Consider the following 18,665-nt stretch of genomic DNA (forward strand, 5'->3'; position numbering starts at 1 on the left):
ACATATTATGTCTTAGCGTCACTAAGTCAATGATCTGAGGCACAGGATGAGCCACTTTGCCCAAATTTACGCTGATAACGTGGCAACATGGTCTCGTTCCCGAGTAAGCCACCTTGGTGGATATACATCACAGGACGAGAGCCTCCGCCTTGTAAATATTCCTCAAGCACAATAAAACCTAAGGGATCGTAGAGTAATTCAAACTGCACACCTGAGGCGCAGACCCGCTGCCACATGGCATAAAATTCGGGATAAAGTTTACCAAAATGATATTTCTTGCCGACATTAACAATCTGTGGATGCTCACTGGTATTGGAATTAAGTAAAGAAAATTGCAAGCGCAAATAATCATCTCCACCGACAACGGCACAAGTCACGACGCGAATATCCGTTTGCTGACGGATAAAATGCTGATTTAAAAATAACGCTGTCGTTCCCGTCCCCGAAGGTAAAAACACCGTTAAATCAACCAATCTATTCGCCTTCGCAAACTGTATTATCTCTTGCGCCAATCTATTCACCCCATATTCGGCGTAAGCACAGCGCCCCCCCTCTGGGATAAAAAGCGCTGTCGGCTCATTCACGAGTACTTGAGCCTCGATATAATCTTGGCAACTCAGTCGCACGTCGCCCACTTGCACAGTAGGCTCAGGACTAGCATTAAGATTTGACAAAACGTGAGGTTCAGATTGCGGCTGAGTGCACGCCTGCTTTTGTGCTATTAACACACTTAAATCGATAATATTGGCGCCATTCGCTAAGGCGGCAGCGTAATTGCCTGTGGGATGTTTAACCACTTGACTGGCAATATGATCTACATAAAAATCACACTGCCAACCTTTCATCTTTGCTAATGTTGACAATGAATACAGTGAGTTAGCCAATGGAGAGCCGTGACCTATCACCTTGCTGATGCCTGCAAACTCATGATCTAAAAAATAGCCGAATTTGCGAGCTTTATTGCCACTAAACGCCGGATGCAGTAAATCATCACGTTTTAGGAAAATGTCTCTGCCAGCAAAGGCAAACGTATCAACAGGGGAATTTGCAAACATCAAGCGACTCAAGCAATTAAATTCTCTGGCTTTTAAACCAGTTAAGGGAATAGTGAGTGTAACTCCGCCCTTCCTGTTACGCCCTTAAGAAATTATCAATTTGGCGAAAAACTAGTGAAAATGACACATGAATCTCGAATACATATAATTAACCCATTGATTATGAATAATTTAAATAGTTGGCATGGTTATCGCTTAGACATTGACATATATTCAATTTATCGAAGCTAACGATAAAGGCTAACAGGGTAAACATAAGGAGTTTTCAATGGCTGTATTACGCTTAATATTCAACATAGCTTGGTTTGTACTCGGCGGATTTGTGATGGGACTCGCTTGGTGGCTCGCAGGTATCCTGTGTTTTATCAGTATCATTGGTATTCCCTTCGGCCGCGCCTGTTTTGTTATCGGCGAAATGACCTTTTGGCCCTTCGGCCAAGAACAAATGAACCGTCGCCACTTAACTGGACGTGAAGACTTGGGCACAGGTGCATTAGGCATGGTAGGAAATATCATTTGGTTCTTACTGTTTGGGATCTGGTTAGCCATAGGGCATTTGGTCCACGCCTTAGCTTGTTTTGTGACGATTATCGGTATTCCCTTTGGGATACAGCATCTTAAATTGGCTTTACTCAGCCTCACACCGATAGGCCAAACCGTAGTGGCTAAAGCTTAATAAGACAATGTGTTAACTGCGCTATTCACTCTCGATTATTTGGTTTCAAGAGTGGATAGCGCTTTGTCATCCCATACAGCAAATATCACTTCGTTTAAGGCTATTTCTTCCTCCAATAAATCGTTACAATCATATTGAGTATTGGCAGGCTCACTATCCACAGAAAACTGCACTTGCGGCTTAGTCGCCCCCACAATGTCCAACAGATAATGCGCCAGTTTTGCGGGTGCATCTATAGCGGCATCGTGACCACAATACGCGAGTACAATCAAATCGGTGTAAAAATGCCGTGCTAACGCCTTACTCGATGCCATACTCACCAGCGCATCACGGTCACCGCAGAGCACAGTTATCGGTACTTCCACTGTCAATGGACATTGGTATTGAAAAGCCGCCCAAAGTTGTCGCCATACATTACGTCGACTTGGTGTAGTATCGCGGCGAAACTCACTCCACTTGACAATTAACTCTCGGTCTCGCCGATGACGAAAACTGGTTAAACGCACTATAGTCGACTCGATTGGATGTAAAGCGTCACCCCGAGCCCGCATGAAAAAAGCCTTCAATGCATTCAGCGGGTTAAATCTTTGATACCAAGACGATAAATTCGCCGCACTGCTGTTTAATACAAAGACATGCCTTATCTGCCAAGGTCGCTGGCATGCCATTTCCAGCGCCAACATACCGCCCATAGACAAACCGAGGAGATAAATAGTCTCCCCTTCCTGTACCAGCTCATCCAATTGCTGCCACACGGCATAGGCATAATCAGCAATCTTAAGCGGACTTAATTCGTGGGATAGCGTCCCATTGCCCGGAAGATCCGGTGTCAGCACTCGCAATCCCTTTTGTCGCAGACGCTGATCGAAACCATTCCAATGGCGCTGATCACGCATTAATCCCCTTAATAACACCCAAGTTGTCATGACTGAGACTCCCAATACCAATAATGCCGTGCGCACTCTGTCAGCTCAGCCAAACGTTCAGGTGTTAACTGCTCTAACGATTGGGCATAGGCCGCTTCCATCATAAATTGCATGAGTACTGTATGCCTGCGTAAAATCCTGTGGTGACGATGTGTTTTTTGTGGATTGAAAAAGCCAGCAAAATTAAATATTTGTCTAGGATTTTTCTTTATCCATGCCCAAGATCCCATCTCTAATGTCAAAGGTAAAAATGGCACCTGAGCAGAAGGATCAGCCACTTGATGCTGGCGATAGAGGTAATCCCAAATATCGCCATGAGTGCGATAAAACTGGCTCTGCGGCGCCAACCGATAATGGCCGTGATGGGGATAACTCTGTTCAAATAATTGTTTTAGATGAAAAATATAATTGGCATTTTCGAAGGCGGTACGGGTATGGGCGTAGGGGAACCAGATATGATCACTCAAGCCAAATCCCGAGTGGGCATCGAGCGAAATCAAACTTGTGCTGCGACTCAACAGTTGTTGTACATAGGCAACTAAACCCGCGGTTTCCAGCTCCATTCCCCCAATACCGCGATACCAGGGCAGCCGTGACGATATACGCTGTCCTCCCACCATAAAGGACACTTTTTCACGGGATTCTATCGGAGCGTTACGCATCAAATCCACTTGATTACCATTGCCCCGCGTTCCCATGAATAACCCAACAGGATTCACTACAGGTACAAAAGCTAACCGCAGGCCCGTTAACATCTGTTGTAGGTGTTTATCCCAAACAAGCCGCTGCAACAAACTGTTCAACAATGCCAAAATAACTTGAGATCCAATACGTTCAACCCCATGCACGCCACCCACAAAGAGTACTGTCGGACAAGGCGTATCTGTACCACCTAATTCAACACTGTAAAGGGGGAAATGCTCTTGGCGGAATGGAATGTCGGCAAGGATCTGATAATCCAACTTAAGATGATGAGTATCAATGAGTTGCTGCAGTGTATCTAACTCAAATGGAAGCTCAAAAGGAAGTTTCTTCATGTCACCTTAATCAATAAAATGAGAGAACAACTCATGCCGTTAAAGTGATACTAATAGTGAACAAAGACAAAATGATGACAAACTGCATATCAGAAGTGACTTTACGGGGAAATAGGCGGAAAAATAGCGAGTAAAACAAAGAATAAACTATCCTAAAACCCTACATTAGTCTTCACGATAAAGTAGCTCTCCAATGATGGTTTCTACGTCAACCTGCACTAAGCCTTGGTCAACAATATCTCGCCAACGCCGTCCCTCTTCTGTATTACGAAACGCGATATAGAGCTGCTTATTCGCCAGAATTTGCCGATTGATTTGCAACTTTGTCGCCAGCGGCTGTAAGGGCTTTTGCTTGAGTAAATAGTGCAGAACGTTGACATCAATCACCGCGGCATCAATCCGACCTGCGGCAACTTTTTTGACATTATGCTCATCCGAAGTCACAGCTTCAGTCCGCTGTACACCGGAAACGATCATGCGATCTAAGGCCTGAGTATTCACATAATCTTTCACCACACCTAAGGTATAGCGATTAAGATCTTCAATATAATTCCAACTTACTGGATGGGACTTTTGCTCCACCAGCCCCAATGGACTTTCGCCAATCGGTTTTGAAAAGATAAACTTTTCAGTCTCTACATAGTATTCAGGAAAATAACCTATGTAGTCAGAGTTCGGCATAGTCGTAAGTTTGACAGCGCGGCTCCACGGATAGAAATCCACGTCTAATTGGTGTCCCATAACGTTCAGCGCCGCCCGTACCACGGCAATACTGGCACCCTGCTCCGTTAATTGCTCTCCTGAATAAGGCGGCCAAAGTAAAGAAGTGAGCATTAAGGTATCCGCTTTAGCTACGCTCAATCCCATAAAGGAAAGACAATACACAAGGAGCATTGAACGCCATCGAACCATTTAGTACTCCTTTGCCTACATGGATTTACGACTACATCATCGACAACTTAACGCTTTCGTTTTTATCTGCCGAGATTTTATGACTGGTTAGATTTTATGACTAGTTTTAGTATAGCCATCAAGCCACAGTGGGGAAGTGAAGTTTTGTTACAATTAGAATAACGACATTAGCAGCAAAAGCTAACTCAAAGTACAGCTTGGCTTGATGGTATGACTCGCCGACTTTTTCATTAGCCAATTAGCTTGTTCGTTTATCTGCTAACCGAAATAGCTAGACAGAATCAAATTCAAGCCGCATTGCGCGGCTTGAAAGTCAAAAAAGCACACTCGCAAAATCACATCACTTAAGCATTAATATCTTCATATAACTCTTGATACATCAGCTCGCGCATTTTGAATTTCTGAATTTTTCCCGTCACTGTCATTGGATACTGATCCACAAACTTGATATAACGCGGCACTTTAAAGTAGGCGAACTTCTCGGTGAGAAAATGACGAATATCAGCCTCTGTGATCGCGGCTCCTGAGCGGACTTTAATCCAAGCACACACTTCCTCGCCGTATTTATCGCTTTGAACGCCAAAGACAGCCGCATCCTGCACATCTTTATGGGTGTAAAGTTTCTCTTCAATCTCACGGGGATAAATATTCTCGCCGCCGCGAATAATCATATCTTTAATGCGCCCCACAATTTGCACATAACCTTGCTCATCCATTTGACCAATATCGCCCGAATGTAGCCAGCCTTGACTGTCTATGGTTGCAGCCGTTTTCTCAAGATCATTCCAATAACACTGCATAATGCAATAACCACGACTACAGACTTCACCGGGTTGATTAATTGGCAGCACTTCGCCAAATTCATCGACAATTTTCACTTCGGTATGGGGTAAAGCACGGCCAACCGTGAGCACACGTTTCTCTACGGGTGAGTCGATTTCAGTAATGTGATTGAGCGGACTGCACTCAGTCTGACCATAACCAATCAGCACTTCCTTCATATACATCAGGTTTTGTACACGTCGCATCACTTCTTCAGGACAAGTTGCCCCCGCCATCACACCGGTACGTAAGGAACTCAAATCAAAACGAGCAAATTCTGGGTGTTCCAACTCGGCAATAAACATGGTCGGTACGCCATGCAAAGCGGTGCAACGCTCTTGCTCAATCACTTGTAATGTCGTCAATGGATCGAAGGATTCACCGGGGAACACAGCAGCTGCGCCTTTGGCTAAGCAGACTAAACTGCCAAGTACCATGCCAAAACAATGGTATAAAGGCACTGGAATACAGAGTTTATCGTGGCAGGTAAACTTCATCGCCTCTGCGACTAAATAGCCATTATTCAATATGTTATGATGTGATAAGGTCGCACCTTTCGGACTGCCCGTCGTGCCAGAGGTAAACTGGATATTAATCGCATCGTACGGGCTTAATTCCTTAGCAATACTCTTGAGCATTATCCTGTCAGCGGCGGTCACATCAACGATCAAGTCATCAAAATTCAACATACCGACGGATTTCTCTGCGCCCATACGGATCACAAATTCAAGCTCAGGTACGGCTTTAGCTTGTAATTTACCCGCTGGGCAAAAAGTTAGCTCAGGCGCCAATTCATATAGCATCTCAAGATAATTGCTGGATTTAAACTTATCAGCACAAATTACCGCGCGACAACCCACGTTACTCAGCGCGTATTGCAACTCTTCAGGGCGATACGCAGGATTAATACACACCATGATAGCGCCAATTTTAGCGGTCGCATATTGGGTTAAACACCACTCGATATTGTTAGGCGACCAAATCCCTACCCTATCACCAGACTTAATACCGAGTTTTAAGAGTCCTGTGGCGAGCGCATCGATTTGGGCAAGATATTGGCGGTAATTCCAGCGGATATGTTGATGGTGTACGACGACAGCTAATTGGTCGGGATACGTTGCCGCAATCTCATCAAGATATTGACCTATGGTCTTCTCAACGAGTTTCGGTGATGACTCGCCTCTAAACTCGCTAACATTGAGCGGGCTTATAACTTGGCTTGTAGGAACTGACATTAAGGCCTCCGTGCATTTATTATTATGGTTAGCGAGGTCCAAACTAACCAATCCACGGATCATGTCACAAGTAAAAAAGCACTTTATTAGACTAAAGAGTAAGACAAACGATTAGATAACAATCCATTAAAGCCCAGTGCTAGCGGCTGATAAACTCAAAATGAGTACTCGACTTAGGCACATTTAAGCTTTGTAACCGCTCAACAATGGCCAGTAACACGCCTTGGCGACGCATATTTTCTAACACGCCGGGGCTAAAAACCTCGAGTCGCGTCATGGCCGTCAACAGCAACTTACATTGTGCGATACTCGCATCACGAATATAGGCAGGTTTATCGACTAAGTAACTGTTGTTATACCAATAGTCCCAAGTGAAATTAGCCAATAACCAACCTTGCGTTGTCAGGTCATTAATAAATTCCAGCATTCGCTCATGACTTAAGATCACATCACCCGCCGTAAAATCCTTAAGATATTTAGTGTATAAACCACAATCGGATGTCATTGTTGAAGTCCCCATAACACACCTCACAGGTTTTGGTTGCCTCTGCTGCCACAACTTGTACGACACCAGTCACAAACCGAGATCGAATTTGACGCTTTGCCTTAGAAACGAGAATTTGCATAAGGCATACCAAATAAGATTACTGTCAACAGGCTAAGCCACGTTATCTGAACGGAAACTTAATCAAACTCACAATATTTGATATGGGTGACGAACTGGGGTATTCGACAAAATTCAGATAAACTCAGCGGTATTGAAGCGCTTAACGGCAACTATGAGTAAAGGAAACAAGATGAACTACTGGCTTATGAAATCGGAACCCGACGAATTCAGCATAGATGATCTTAAGGCTTGCCCTAACCAAACCGAAGCTTGGCATGGGATCCGTAACTATCAGGCGCGTAACTTTATGCGCGATGAGATGCAGATTGGCGACAAGGTATTTTTTTACCATTCAAGCTGCAAAGTGCCCGGAATTGTCGGCATAGCAGAAGTCGTGACCAATGCGTATCCCGACAGCACAGCCTTCGATCCCGAATCGAAGTATTTCGACCCTAAGTCAGATCCAACCAAACCAAGATGGCTACGAGTAGATATCCGCTTTGTCAAAAAATTTAACGAGATTATTCCCTTAAGTTTGATAAAAAGTTTACCCCAACTGGCGGACATGTATTTAGTCTCTAAGGGGTCAAGACTCAGTATCCAACCTGTGACCGCCGAACAATGGCAAGCTGTACTCATGTTAACCCGCTAGAAAGCAATCTTGAGCTAGAACGTTCAGCTATAGTTCATTTCGCATCGCCTATTGTTGGCCACATCCAGCATTGGACACAACATCAACTCAATGCCCCTTAGGAGTACAGATGAATAAATTGACCTCAGTGGTAATCACAGGACTTGTCCTCAGCTTAACGATGTCCATCTCAACCTTTGCTAAAGATGACCATGAGCACCACAAAAAGGATAAAAGTCTACCGCCGGGATTACAGAAAAAAGTTGACCAAGGTCAGCCACTGCCACCCGGTTGGCAGAAAAAACTCCAGCGTGGTGATGTGCTTGAGCATGATATTTATGATCGCGGCCGCATCGTAGTGCCCTTAGACAGAGATGGCATCATTAGCATTCAAGTCGAAGGTGCACTAATCAAACTCGATAATAACAGCCGTAAAATCCTCGATATCGTCAATATCATTACCGATTAACTTCCCATGACAAAATGGCATTTATAACTGACACATTTACAACTACGCCCAGCGCTTATCTGGGCGTAGTTGTACTTCTTAATACTGCTTTCATCTATCAAAAAACGTTGTCTGTAAGACAATTTATCATCCCAGTCCTCACTCAATAACGTTCTAACTTACAATAAAGCAACATATTGATATTTATCATATCTTTACTATCTGGCTATTGGTCGTAAATTGGCTAAATGCTAGACTCATGCAGGGTGAAAAGATATCGAACAGAACAAGATAAGTGTCACCTAAAAATACTCATGCGGCTAAGGCAAAATCTTAATTGAATTCATAGCATCCCGATAATGACCGTAGACTAACGCTGGATTTTTGATAATGGAAAACACCTCACTTCAACGGGTTAAGCAGGCAATTATTGCGGGGTTCTGGGCATCACTCGCCAGTATTTCTGTGGGTTTTCTATTTAAACTCTGGCTAGCACAATGGGTTGCCAAAGCCGATCTAGCGCTCTATCACACAGTGATCGACATTATCTCACTGTCGCTAATCCTAATGACGGGATTTCGCTCCTCTATGGTGGTGACCTACTCCCAGACCAAGCAAGATGTGGATATTACCAATATATTCCGCTACAGCTTGATCGCTATGGTATTACTGACATGGGGCTTAGTTTTACCCTATATCAAACACAAACTTCAGCTCAATGTAGAATATTTTCAATTGGTTGGGATTATTCTGAGTATGGGGCTCAAGGTCTATTTTACCAATCAAATTGCCATGTACCGGCTATATGCCATCTCCAATAGAGTCACTTGGTTAGAGCCGCTCGCGCAAGTGACTAGCTTTTTATTATGTTTCTACGGCTTAAAACAAACCGCCATTGCATCACTCTTTTACAGCATGACACTGTCATCGCTCATCGTTGCCTTATATATGTACTTAAAACGGCGCAAAGATATTGCCACTCCGCCCTTAAGTGCAGTGCATTTTGATACGGGTTTACGCAGTTTTATGAAGAAAAGCCTGACGGCGTCCATGGAAGCGGGGGCCAGTATCTTGATGATTTACATCACCGTACTGCTGACTATTGCCTATTTCAGCATAGATGAACTGGGTGATTTCCAAGTGGTGGTGCGGCCGATGATCACTTACCTCACCCTGCTTTTTGTCTTTCCCATCTACCGTTTTGTGCTGCCCGAAGTCGCAGTGTGCGTACGAGAAAAACGCTTTGACGAAGTGCAACAAATTAAGTCATGGCTGACGAAAGTTTCTTTGTGGATCAGCGGTATTTTTTTTGTCGTTATGGTTTTTGCGAGCAAGCCGTTAGTCGCTTGGTTATTCCCCGAGCAATACATTAAAGCGGCTCCAGTATTAATGCATTTCTCCATGTTTTTTATATTTATGATGCTCAATGGCTACCAGCTTGCTTATATCAAAGCTCATGGCTACTTTACTCAAAGTCTACTTATTCGCCTTGCTGGTATCGCAGTACTGGTCGGTACTTTCTACGCTTACCGCCTGTATACGGAGAATGTCGTCGCGGTGATTTTAGCCTTAGGCACGGGCTATTTGATGATGTATCTCATATCTAAACTAGTTGAAAGACGCATTCAGCAAAACCTTAACAACGGCGAAAATGCTTAAAACGATAAAGGAAATGAGAGGTTTCAACTAAAAAGGCATCCCAGAGGATAGTCTGGAATGCCTTAAGAGAAGACAGCATGTCAGCTTATCATTTAGCGCCCATCGAGCATGCGACCAAGACCTCCGAGTACAGAGCCTTCTCCGCGATCACTGCCTCCCGCAGATGGGGCATGGGCGATAATGCGATCCGCCATACGTGAGAATGGCAAGCTTTGTAGCCAAACCGTCCCGTGGCCTTTGAGTGTGGCTAAAAACAAACCTTCACCGCCAAAGACCATAGACTTTAATGAGCCTGCACGCTCTATGTCGTAATCAATCCCTGAGGTAAATGCAACAAGACAACCGGTGTCAACTCTTAAGGTTTCACCTTTTAGTTCTTTTTTCACTAAGGTGCCACCCGCATGGATAAACGCCATACCATCGCCCTGTAGGCTTTGCAGAATAAATCCTTCGCCACCAAAAAATCCCGTACCTAAGCGGCGATTAAATTTCATCGTCACGCGTGTACCTAAAGCCGCAGCCAAAAAACTGTCTTTCTGACAGATAAGCTCACCACCATGTTCGGCCAAGTCGATCGCTAGGATAGTGCCAGGATAAGGGGCGGCAAATGCGACTTTACGTTTTTGATTGCCTTGGTTGGTAAAGTGAGTCATAAAAATGCTCTCACCTGTCAATGCCCGTTTACCCGCGCCCACCAACTTGCCAAAAAAGCCTGACTCAGGCTCAGAGCCATCGCCCATTTTGGCCTCAAAGCTAATATCTTGCTCTAGATAATTCATCGCGCCCGCTTCAGCGACCACGGTTTCGTTAGGATCGAGTTCCACTTCAACCAACTGCATACTGTGGCCGATAATTTCATAATCCACTTCATGACAACGTCTAGACATACTGTTCCCCTTAACTGTCAGTTCCTTGTTACTATCCTTTAGATTGACCCCGATGGACGACTCTTTACCTATCGCGGCTCAATTTCACTCTTCATCTCGACCTTAATCTAGATCTAAGCTCAGTCTGAATTTAGGCCTTATTTTAACTCTCAATCCAAACCTTCATCTGACCTAGGCATTAATCTATGACATAAAATGTCAAAATGCGATTATTTTATGCGGTAACTTGTATCAAAAGATGACAAGCGAAGACTTATCAACCCAAACCCACACCATTAAACTGCTCAGCCTTAGCAAACTCCTCTAATATCAACTCGGTAAAAAGTTGTCCCGCACGACCTAACGGTCGCTCTAAGGTCGAGACGAGCTGTGGAATAAACGTAAAACGACTGCCACCGACGAAGTCGATTTCAACTAATTCGCCCTTAGCCAACTCTTCTTGCACTAAAAAGTCCGGCAACCAGCCAAAACCTAAGCCTTTTAACAAGGCGTTCTTTTTCATGATAAAGCCAGAAAGATAAAACACTTTATCGCCGCCAAATTGCATTTCATCGCGGTAACTTTTATTGGGTGAAGAGTCTTCGATAGTTAATTCCACATGTTGCTGCAGCTCAGACAAACTAATTTCGCGAATAAAAGATAAAGGATGCGAAGCACTGGCCACCAGCACGCTAGTGATGGCTGGCAAAGGTTGCGGATGATAGTAGGGGCCTGTGCGATAATCTTTCACTAACATCAAGTCGGCATTATCCCGCTCAAATCTGTGTTGTACACCGCCTAAAAACTCCATATTCAGCTGAATTTTAGTGGGGATCTGATGTTCAGCCATGCGCTTTAAGGCCGTCATGATAGGCTCCATCGGTAAGGCACCGTCTATCACTAGCTCTAGCTTGGGCTCCCAGCCTTCACTGAAACGACTGGCAAGATGTTCAATGTTTGCAAGGTGTTGCAGTAATCTTTGTCCCTCGGCCAAAATCACGCGGCCCTCTTGCGTCAGCTCAGCACGATATTGCTCACGGCTAAAAAGCGGCACGCCTAAGTGCTCTTCTAACTTTTTAACTTGATAACTCACCGCCGATTGCGCTTTGTGTAATCGCTCCGCCGCCTTGGCAAAACTGCCCTCTTCCACCAGCACTTGCAGCACATTAAAAGCATCAATATCGATGCGCATGGTCACTCCTTGGCTCTAATGAACATGTCACGGAAACACTACGATTCGTAAAGATTAGAATACCATCTAATTTTTAGATTGAGATAACGGATTTATTATTCTTTTTTTTGTTCATTCAAGCAACTAAATTGATAACAAGATCACATAACCATAACGACAAGCGAAGTAGAGCTAATCTCACACCGCTGTAAAAACCAAGGATCCTCCATGCCATTTTATGTGAAACAAGGCCAGATTCCCCATAAGCGCCATATCGCATTTGAAAAGGAAAACGGCGAGCTTTACCGTGAAGAGTTGTTCTCAACCCATGGTTTTTCCAATATTTATTCCAATAAATATCACCACAACATGCCAACCAAAGCATTAGAAGTGGCGCCCTACAGCCTAGGCCATGGTGCCAATTGGGAAGACTCGCTGGTCCAAAACTATAAACTCGATTCCCGCGACGCCGACCGTAAAGGTAATTTCTTCAGCGCCCGTAACAAGATTTTTTATAACAATGACTTAGCACTTTATACCGCCAAAGTCACCGCCGATACCGACAAGTTTTACCGTAACGCCTATGCCGATGAAGTGGTTTTTGTCCACGAAGGCGAAGGCACACTCTACAGCGAGTACGGCACAATTAAGGTCCAAAAATGGGACTATCTCGTGATCCCACGTGGCACCACTTATCAGCTTAAATTCAACGATTACAGCAATGTGCGACTTTTCGTCATCGAGTCATTCTCTATGGTGGAAGTGCCTAAGCATTTCCGTAACGAGTATGGTCAGCTATTAGAATCGGCACCTTACTGCGAGCGCGATTTGCGCGTACCTACATTGCAAGATGCTGTGGTTGAGCGCGGCGCCTTCCCCTTAGTGTGTAAGTTTGGCGATAAATACCAACTCACCACGCTCGAATGGCATCCCTTTGATTTAGTAGGTTGGGATGGCTGCGTTTATCCTTGGGCATTCAACATCACAGAATACGCACCAAAGGTAGGCAAAATCCATCTCCCCCCTTCTGATCACTTAGTCTTTACCGCCCATAACTTTGTGATTTGTAACTTCGTACCGCGCCCCTACGATTTCCACCCTAAATCGATTCCGGCGCCTTATTACCACAACAACATAGATAGCGACGAAGTCTTGTATTACGTCGATGGCGACTTTATGAGCCGCACGGGCATTGAAGCGGGTTACATGACCTTACATCAAAAAGGCGTGGCCCACGGACCACAACCGGGCCGAACTGAAGCCTCAATTGGCAAAAAAGAAACCTATGAATATGCAGTGATGGTGGACACGTTCGCCCCACTGAAATTAACCGAACATGTACAAAATTGCATGAGCAAAGACTACAACCGCTCTTGGCTAGAAGACTAGCCCCAAGCCACCAGCACTCCCATGCGGGAGTCATTAGAGTGACGGCGTGTTGCACTAAAATAACGAGGAAAACAACATGGCAAGCGAACTAAATCCACTGGGCTTATTAGGTATCGAATTCACTGAATTCGCCAGCCCTGATTCTGATTTTATGCACAAAGTCTTTATCGACTTTGGTTTTTCTCTGCTGAAAAAAGCCAAGAACAAAGACATCCTGTACTACAAACAGAATGACATTAATTTTCTGCTCAACACTGAGTGCGAAGGTTTCTCAGCTAAGTTTGCTAAATCCCACGGCCCAGCCATTTGTTCTATGGGCTGGCGTGTAGAAGATGCCGGCTTTGCCTATCGCGTTGCCGTTGAACGTGGTGCAAAACCCGCCGATGATGCCAACAAAGATCTGCCTTATCCTGCGATTTACGGCATTGGTGACAGCTTAATTTATTTCATCGACACCTTTGGCGCAGATAACAATATCTATGCCGCTGATTTTGAAGATTTAGACGAGCAAATTATCACTCAAGAGAAAGGCTTTATCGAAGTCGATCACTTAACCAACAACGTCTACAAAGGCACAATGGAACATTGGGCTAACTTCTATAAAAACATTTTTGGTTTTACTGAAGTGCGCTACTTTGACATCAGCGGCGTACAAACCGCGCTAGTGTCCTACGCCCTGCGCTCACCCGATGGCAGCTTCTGTATCCCGATCAACGAAGGTAAAGGCAGCGATAAAAACCAAATTGATGAATACCTGAAGGAATACAATGGCCCAGGTGTGCAACATTTAGCCTTTAGAAGCCGCGATATCGTTAAATCTCTGGATGCGATGGAAGGCAGCTCAATCCAATGCCTAGACATCATCCCTGAATACTACGACACTATTTTCGATAAGTTACCACAGGTCACAGAAAATCGTGAGCGCATTAAACATCACCAAATTCTGGTGGATGGTGATGATACAGGCTATTTATTGCAGATATTTACTAAAAACCTGTTTGGACCGATTTTCATCGAAATCATCCAACGTAAGAATAACTTAGGTTTTGGTGAAGGCAACTTTACTGCCCTGTTTGAATCAATTGAACGGGACCAAATGCGCCGCGGCGTACTGTAAGTATTCATCCTACTAATAAAAAACGGTACGCACTGCGTACCGTTTTTCTTTCTACGACTATCTACATCGTCATCTAAATCACCATCAGCTTTGACACCAATCACTCAGCTTTAACTTTCCTGCGCTAGTCCACATCGATAGGTTTGATAACTTTACAAGGGTTCCCCGCCGCCACACAGTTCGCGGGAATGCTCTTATTCACTACACTACCAGCACCAATGACACAATTATCACCAATGGTCACACCGGGCAGTACAGAGACGTTTCCGCCTAGCCAAACATTATTGCCGATTTGAATTGGCGCGCCGTATTCCGTCGTTTGCCGCGCAATGGGATTAATCGGATGCGTTGCGGTAGAAATCATCACATGGGGACCAAACATCACATTATCACCAATCGAGACTGAGCAAACATCTAATATGGTTAGATTATGATTGGCGTAAAATTGTTTGCCAATATGGATGTTATAGCCGTAATCGCAAAAGAAATTAGGCTCAATATGGGCGCAGTGTTGAATATCAAGCAGGCCACGAAGATGCTCCATTCGGGCATCAAGCAAAGTCGGTTCGGCCAGATTAAACTGATGACAAATGGATTTCGCCCGCATCCGCTCAGCCAATAACTCATCATCCCAAGCCTTATAGGGCTGGCCCGCCAACATTTTTTGTTTCTCAGTCATCGTATTGTCAACATTCAGTCCATGATGACCTAACCCTAACAATCGATTGATGAAAGTTCAAGAACTGCCTCATATGCTCTTGAATGAACTACCCGTCTTGCTGACAGAACATTTAGCTAATAGCCAATGTGAGTCACATTCAAGCATTAAATCTCAATCGAGACAAAGGTCATTGCCTTTGTTCGTCATCACAATAGAGTTCTGCAAATAAATACACTAGACACAAACTGTTCAGCGGCATGACAGGATTTGTCCAAATCATCCGGCTGTGACGCCCTGCTTCACCGAAGATTTCAAGCAATAAATCCGAAGCCCCATCGAGTGCTTTAGGATGTTCAAAGCAAGATTGATGCACATTTAGCACTCCTTCCAAGCGGTAAATTTGTTTTATCCGCGAAAGCTCACCGCAAGCCTGTTTCAATTGGGCAATGGCATTTAGGGTCGCAAGACGACAGGCAGCGTAGCCTTCGCTCACAGTATGATCGGCGCCCAATTGTCCTTGATACTGAAGCTCGCCCTCTAAATAGGGAAACTGACCCGAGGTCATTAACTGACTGCCAACAATTGAATAGGGTTCATAATTTCCAAGAGCCGCGGCAACCTCAGGTAGTTCAAGCCCTGCCGCCACTAGCCGCGATTCAGGTGTGCTCATCATAATGTCACCTCCTGAGATGAGACATTCGCAGGATTAAGCAGCGGGGCTAACCAAGTCGTCAAATGCTGAGGATTGACTGTCAGCCAGTTCGCAGCGGCCTCATCTTCCGTCATTCCTTGTCGATTAACCGCATAATCGAGTTCTGCAACCATTTGATTCGATAATACTATGTTATCCAGCACCTGAATTTGTGCTGGCGAGAAATTAACCACTAACTCGCGTTCACGGGCGAGCAATACCGCTTTATCTTTTCCCCCGAGTAAACCTTTAGGGTCCTGAAGATCGCGAATACCGTATTGATGGTGTAAAAATTGTGGATGCCACAAAGGAACGATCACCCACTCGTTTACCGCTACGGCAGACTCAAAAGCCGCGACACAGTCGGCTTGAGTGCCTGTTCTAAATTGATAACCTGCCGCCGTTAATCCATATTGCGTCATAATATTTTTAGAAAATCGCGTGATCCCCGCCCCCTCACCAATCCCTTGAATGATGGGCCGCATACGTTGCCGCACGTCAGGTTTGAGTAAATCCTCAATGCTCGACACTTGCTCAGCAGGCACATAATCGGGTACGCCCCAGAGCGCATAGGGCTCATAATGTAGCCCGAGTTGCCGCGTAGCAACTCGCTCTTCGACACCTTGTCGATAAATCCCGTGGCTATGGGGCAGCCATGCTGAACACAGCATATCCACTTTGCCTTCACCTAGCTGCTCAAAATTAGCCTCGTGCAATGCATAGCTTCGTTGCACCTCTTTGCCCATAATCCCTATCACATGGGCCACCACAGCGGCGGTGACGCGATGAAAACTTAAGTCCGTCACTCCCATGCGAATCATCGGCTTACCCTGTGAGCTCTCCATATTTGTACTCGTACTCAATGAATTCATACCTATCACACCTCGAGGAAATAATGCCAATGATGCCAAACTGCCCAATCCCAGCGTTTGCAATAATTGCCTTCTGAAGACATTAATCTCCGCCATGTTCAGGCTCCTTGGTGTCTAAAATAGTGAGCCTATCCATCACAATCCCTACGATGGCGTTGTCCTTTGCATAGGGGAATATCATCTCTACTTTGATGCCATTCGGATCTTCAAGAAACAACTGATGCTCACCAATCTCAGGCACAATTCGTTCCTGAAAAATCATCCTCTGCTGGCATAAATGCTGCTGCATCTGGTGTAAATCCGTGCCACGAAACGACAAATGGTCAACACGTCCCGAGCCATAAATATTTCTGCTTTCCCCTAAGTAGGCATCTAGCGCCTGATCGCCCGCTTCCACTAAATGCAAAATGGGCTTATTTGAGGCATAGAGCCAATGTCCAGGAAAACCAAACTGTGGCCGCCAACCTAATTTCAATCCAAGGATGACTTGATAAAACAACAGCGTTTCAACCAGTTTGGGGGTTCTGATGGTAAAGTGATCCAATCCGATAATGTTCATATTGTCATCCTCTGGATGTCGTGACTCAGTGACTCGGTATAACCAAGTGCAAATCCAAACCGTTTTAATCCGCAAAAATCGTGTGAATAAATTCAGTTCAGATAAGCACTTGGCGTAAGGTTATAAAATTAATTGATGAGATTAATTGTTCGGATTAATTACCACGAACGCCCGCCGCTAACGGCTTAAAACGGAAAATATAATAAGGTGGACTGTTTTCAGCTTTGCCATTATTTAATGGTGCCGATAACGGTAATTGCGCAGCCCCAGAGTACAAGTAACCTTGCTTGCCATAACTCACACCGTCGGGCCAAACCATACGTTCATCATGGACATAAGTACGATACTGGCGAGAATCTGCAGGGATCACACCAATGGCCCGCTCTCCCACTTCTGTTAGATACAAATTATTCGCTTCATCAATACTTAAGCCACCGTTGTCGGGCTTATCGGCATAAGCCTCCACTTTGGCAGAGAGTGCCGCAGGCGTTAACGAAGGATTGATGAGATCGGTCATCCGCACACGGTAAACTTTGTCTTTATTCATCGGGGCAAAGTAGAGCCATGTTTGGGTTTTATCTAAAGCAATGCCATCGGCACCCACATAGACTTCAATCTGCTTTCTATCTTTTGAGTTTTTATCGATAATCAGTGGCCGCTGTAAGTCTGGCATCACACTGTTATCACCCTGTAATAGGCGCCGACTTTTCCCTGTATTTAAGTCCACAACCACCAGCGCAGCCTTTTCACCAATGGGACCCGTACCAATCCCCTCATCGGCAATCACAATCGCTTGATGTCGAGATGAGATAACAAAGTCATTATGTTGTGACTCAGGAAGAGAGACTGGCGCGGGCAAATGAATAATGCGATCTAATTGGTTTTTCTTGGTATCCCACGCCACTAATTTAGGCTCAATACGTGGCGCCTGCTGGCCAGAGTCTAATAGCCAAACTCTGTCTTGATCGTCGGTTCGCAGCCCCAACACCCAATTAAGGCAAGTGTCAGGTTCTTTCGCTTTGCCCTGCGGATCATGGCATTGCTGCCAATCCGAATTAGGAAATGGCTTAGTACTACCATCCGCTAAAAGCTCTGCCACCTTAATGTTAGGTTGATAGAAAGGGTGATAACTGAAAATCAATCGTTCATCTGATGTGAAAGTAATACCGCCCACAGCCCCATCAAGTTCGGCAAAGACTTCCATTTTTGCCAGCGGCTCAGTCTGTGTCGCCCATGAGTGAGAACACAACAAACTGGTTGCCAGTAGTGTAAAAACCTTTGATAACATTGGGTATGTAATGCGCGTAGATAATATGGTCATCTTCATTCCT

The 18,665-nt window shown here is 44.9% G+C and carries 19 protein-coding genes; 6 read left to right on the forward strand and 13 right to left on the reverse strand.

The genetic code is table 11. The annotated features are described in order from the left end of the window. Window positions 1–26: 26 nt before the first annotated feature. Window positions 27–1,055: a pyridoxal-phosphate dependent enzyme gene (locus HUB64_RS16845; RefSeq protein WP_173497453.1), complete on the reverse strand. Its 1,029-nt coding sequence runs from the start codon at window positions 1,053–1,055 to the stop codon at window positions 27–29. 268 nt (window positions 1,056–1,323) lie between these two features. On the opposite strand from HUB64_RS16845, the gene HUB64_RS16850 reads away from it, so the two are divergent. Continuing rightward, window positions 1,324–1,731 carry a YccF domain-containing protein gene (locus tag HUB64_RS16850; protein WP_028759602.1) on the forward strand — a complete coding sequence of 136 codons (408 nt, stop codon included), beginning with the start codon at window positions 1,324–1,326 and terminating at the stop codon, window positions 1,729–1,731. Window positions 1,732–1,766: 35 nt separating this feature from the next. On the opposite strand, the gene HUB64_RS16855 is transcribed toward HUB64_RS16850, so the two are convergent. The 5 genes from HUB64_RS16855 to HUB64_RS16875 all read right to left on the reverse strand — a co-directional run bounded on the left by HUB64_RS16855 (window position 1,767) and on the right by HUB64_RS16875 (window position 7,183). Beyond that, window positions 1,767–2,657 carry an alpha/beta fold hydrolase gene (locus HUB64_RS16855; protein ID WP_173497454.1) on the reverse strand — a complete coding sequence of 297 codons (891 nt, stop codon included), beginning with the start codon at window positions 2,655–2,657 and terminating at the stop codon, window positions 1,767–1,769. After that, the gene (locus HUB64_RS16860) at window positions 2,654–3,694 is read right to left on the reverse strand and encodes a M14 family metallopeptidase (protein ID WP_131525019.1); all 1,041 of its coding nucleotides are present in this window, start codon (window positions 3,692–3,694) and stop codon (window positions 2,654–2,656) included. The genes HUB64_RS16855 and HUB64_RS16860 overlap by 4 nt, the downstream gene beginning before the upstream one ends. Window positions 3,695–3,859: 165 nt before the next feature. Further along, window positions 3,860–4,606, reverse strand: coding sequence for an ABC transporter substrate-binding protein (locus HUB64_RS16865; RefSeq protein ID WP_173497455.1), 747 nt, complete (start codon window positions 4,604–4,606; stop codon window positions 3,860–3,862). Window positions 4,607–4,950: 344 nt separating this feature from the next. After that, window positions 4,951–6,663, reverse strand: coding sequence for an AMP-binding protein (locus tag HUB64_RS16870; protein WP_131525021.1), 1,713 nt, complete (start codon window positions 6,661–6,663; stop codon window positions 4,951–4,953). Between the two features lie 139 nt (window positions 6,664–6,802). After that, on the reverse strand, window positions 6,803–7,183 hold the full coding sequence (locus HUB64_RS16875; RefSeq protein WP_028759597.1) for a DUF6508 domain-containing protein: 381 nt from the start codon (window positions 7,181–7,183) through the stop codon (window positions 6,803–6,805). A gap of 277 nt (window positions 7,184–7,460) precedes the next feature. Here HUB64_RS16875 and HUB64_RS16880 point away from each other — a divergent pair, with 277 nt between their 5' ends. From HUB64_RS16880 to HUB64_RS16890, 3 genes are all read left to right on the forward strand, one after another. After that, complete coding sequence (locus HUB64_RS16880; RefSeq protein ID WP_028759596.1) at window positions 7,461–7,922, forward strand: EVE domain-containing protein; 462 nt, start codon at window positions 7,461–7,463, stop codon at window positions 7,920–7,922. A 109-nt stretch (window positions 7,923–8,031) separates the two neighbouring features. Next, window positions 8,032–8,370 carry a hypothetical protein gene (locus tag HUB64_RS16885; RefSeq protein ID WP_173244223.1) on the forward strand — a complete coding sequence of 113 codons (339 nt, stop codon included), beginning with the start codon at window positions 8,032–8,034 and terminating at the stop codon, window positions 8,368–8,370. A gap of 369 nt (window positions 8,371–8,739) precedes the next feature. Beyond that, window positions 8,740–10,008: a hypothetical protein gene (locus HUB64_RS16890; protein WP_173244220.1), complete on the forward strand. Its 1,269-nt coding sequence runs from the start codon at window positions 8,740–8,742 to the stop codon at window positions 10,006–10,008. A 92-nt stretch (window positions 10,009–10,100) separates the two neighbouring features. Here the strand turns inward: HUB64_RS16890 and HUB64_RS16895 are convergent, their stop codons facing one another. Together HUB64_RS16895 and HUB64_RS16900 are read right to left on the reverse strand one after the other, a co-directional pair. Further along, a complete protein-coding gene (locus tag HUB64_RS16895) occupies window positions 10,101–10,895 on the reverse strand; it encodes a TIGR00266 family protein (RefSeq protein ID WP_113940919.1) in 795 nt (264 codons plus the stop codon). A gap of 256 nt (window positions 10,896–11,151) precedes the next feature. Beyond that, a complete protein-coding gene (locus HUB64_RS16900; protein ID WP_028759592.1) occupies window positions 11,152–12,066 on the reverse strand; it encodes a LysR family transcriptional regulator in 915 nt (304 codons plus the stop codon). Between the two features lie 207 nt (window positions 12,067–12,273). Between HUB64_RS16900 and HUB64_RS16905 the strand changes: the two genes are divergently transcribed. Together HUB64_RS16905 and hppD are read left to right on the forward strand one after the other, a co-directional pair. Beyond that, window positions 12,274–13,434 carry a homogentisate 1,2-dioxygenase gene (locus HUB64_RS16905; RefSeq protein WP_173244217.1) on the forward strand — a complete coding sequence of 387 codons (1,161 nt, stop codon included), beginning with the start codon at window positions 12,274–12,276 and terminating at the stop codon, window positions 13,432–13,434. A gap of 76 nt (window positions 13,435–13,510) precedes the next feature. Beyond that, window positions 13,511–14,551 (forward strand): 4-hydroxyphenylpyruvate dioxygenase, encoded by a 1,041-nt coding sequence (gene hppD, locus HUB64_RS16910; RefSeq protein ID WP_173497456.1) that lies wholly within the window; start codon window positions 13,511–13,513, stop codon window positions 14,549–14,551. A gap of 124 nt (window positions 14,552–14,675) precedes the next feature. On the opposite strand, the gene HUB64_RS16915 is transcribed toward hppD, so the two are convergent. The 5 genes from HUB64_RS16915 to HUB64_RS16935 all read right to left on the reverse strand — a co-directional run bounded on the left by HUB64_RS16915 (window position 14,676) and on the right by HUB64_RS16935 (window position 18,655). Further along, window positions 14,676–15,230 carry a sugar O-acetyltransferase gene (locus tag HUB64_RS16915; RefSeq protein ID WP_131525027.1) on the reverse strand — a complete coding sequence of 185 codons (555 nt, stop codon included), beginning with the start codon at window positions 15,228–15,230 and terminating at the stop codon, window positions 14,676–14,678. Window positions 15,231–15,399: 169 nt separating this feature from the next. Continuing rightward, window positions 15,400–15,882 (reverse strand): Atu1372/SO_1960 family protein, encoded by a 483-nt coding sequence (locus tag HUB64_RS16920; RefSeq protein WP_254053117.1) that lies wholly within the window; start codon window positions 15,880–15,882, stop codon window positions 15,400–15,402. After that, window positions 15,882–16,871, reverse strand: coding sequence for a glycine betaine ABC transporter substrate-binding protein (locus tag HUB64_RS16925; RefSeq protein ID WP_254451434.1), 990 nt, complete (start codon window positions 16,869–16,871; stop codon window positions 15,882–15,884). The genes HUB64_RS16920 and HUB64_RS16925 overlap by 1 nt, the downstream gene beginning before the upstream one ends. After that, window positions 16,858–17,334, reverse strand: coding sequence for a VOC family protein (locus HUB64_RS16930; RefSeq protein WP_028759587.1), 477 nt, complete (start codon window positions 17,332–17,334; stop codon window positions 16,858–16,860). The genes HUB64_RS16925 and HUB64_RS16930 overlap by 14 nt, the downstream gene beginning before the upstream one ends. A gap of 154 nt (window positions 17,335–17,488) precedes the next feature. Further along, on the reverse strand, window positions 17,489–18,655 hold the full coding sequence (locus HUB64_RS16935) for a major royal jelly family protein (RefSeq protein ID WP_231466222.1): 1,167 nt from the start codon (window positions 18,653–18,655) through the stop codon (window positions 17,489–17,491). Between the last annotated feature and the right edge of the window lie 10 nt (window positions 18,656–18,665).

Source organism: Shewanella sp. ISTPL2, assembly GCF_013283205.1.
GTDB classification, from domain to species: Bacteria; Pseudomonadota; Gammaproteobacteria; order Enterobacterales; family Shewanellaceae; genus Shewanella; species Shewanella oncorhynchi.

Coding starts and splice junctions, on each gene's coding strand:
- HUB64_RS16845 (WP_173497453.1), bottom strand. CDS start 1,055: ATGTTTGCAAATTCCCCTGTTGATACGTTTGCCTTTGCTGGCAGAGAC.
- HUB64_RS16850 (WP_028759602.1), top strand. CDS start 1,324: ATGGCTGTATTACGCTTAATATTCAACATAGCTTGGTTTGTACTCGGC.
- HUB64_RS16855 (WP_173497454.1), bottom strand. CDS start 2,657: ATGACAACTTGGGTGTTATTAAGGGGATTAATGCGTGATCAGCGCCAT.
- HUB64_RS16860 (WP_131525019.1), bottom strand. CDS start 3,694: ATGAAGAAACTTCCTTTTGAGCTTCCATTTGAGTTAGATACACTGCAG.
- HUB64_RS16865 (WP_173497455.1), bottom strand. CDS start 4,606: ATGGTTCGATGGCGTTCAATGCTCCTTGTGTATTGTCTTTCCTTTATG.
- HUB64_RS16870 (WP_131525021.1), bottom strand. CDS start 6,663: ATGTCAGTTCCTACAAGCCAAGTTATAAGCCCGCTCAATGTTAGCGAG.
- HUB64_RS16875 (WP_028759597.1), bottom strand. CDS start 7,183: ATGGGGACTTCAACAATGACATCCGATTGTGGTTTATACACTAAATAT.
- HUB64_RS16880 (WP_028759596.1), top strand. CDS start 7,461: ATGAACTACTGGCTTATGAAATCGGAACCCGACGAATTCAGCATAGAT.
- HUB64_RS16885 (WP_173244223.1), top strand. CDS start 8,032: ATGAATAAATTGACCTCAGTGGTAATCACAGGACTTGTCCTCAGCTTA.
- HUB64_RS16890 (WP_173244220.1), top strand. CDS start 8,740: ATGGAAAACACCTCACTTCAACGGGTTAAGCAGGCAATTATTGCGGGG.
- HUB64_RS16895 (WP_113940919.1), bottom strand. CDS start 10,895: ATGTCTAGACGTTGTCATGAAGTGGATTATGAAATTATCGGCCACAGT.
- HUB64_RS16900 (WP_028759592.1), bottom strand. CDS start 12,066: ATGCGCATCGATATTGATGCTTTTAATGTGCTGCAAGTGCTGGTGGAA.
- HUB64_RS16905 (WP_173244217.1), top strand. CDS start 12,274: ATGCCATTTTATGTGAAACAAGGCCAGATTCCCCATAAGCGCCATATC.
- hppD (WP_173497456.1), top strand. CDS start 13,511: ATGGCAAGCGAACTAAATCCACTGGGCTTATTAGGTATCGAATTCACT.
- HUB64_RS16915 (WP_131525027.1), bottom strand. CDS start 15,230: ATGACTGAGAAACAAAAAATGTTGGCGGGCCAGCCCTATAAGGCTTGG.
- HUB64_RS16920 (WP_254053117.1), bottom strand. CDS start 15,882: ATGAGCACACCTGAATCGCGGCTAGTGGCGGCAGGGCTTGAACTACCT.
- HUB64_RS16925 (WP_254451434.1), bottom strand. CDS start 16,871: ATGGCGGAGATTAATGTCTTCAGAAGGCAATTATTGCAAACGCTGGGA.
- HUB64_RS16930 (WP_028759587.1), bottom strand. CDS start 17,334: ATGAACATTATCGGATTGGATCACTTTACCATCAGAACCCCCAAACTG.
- HUB64_RS16935 (WP_231466222.1), bottom strand. CDS start 18,655: ATGACCATATTATCTACGCGCATTACATACCCAATGTTATCAAAGGTT.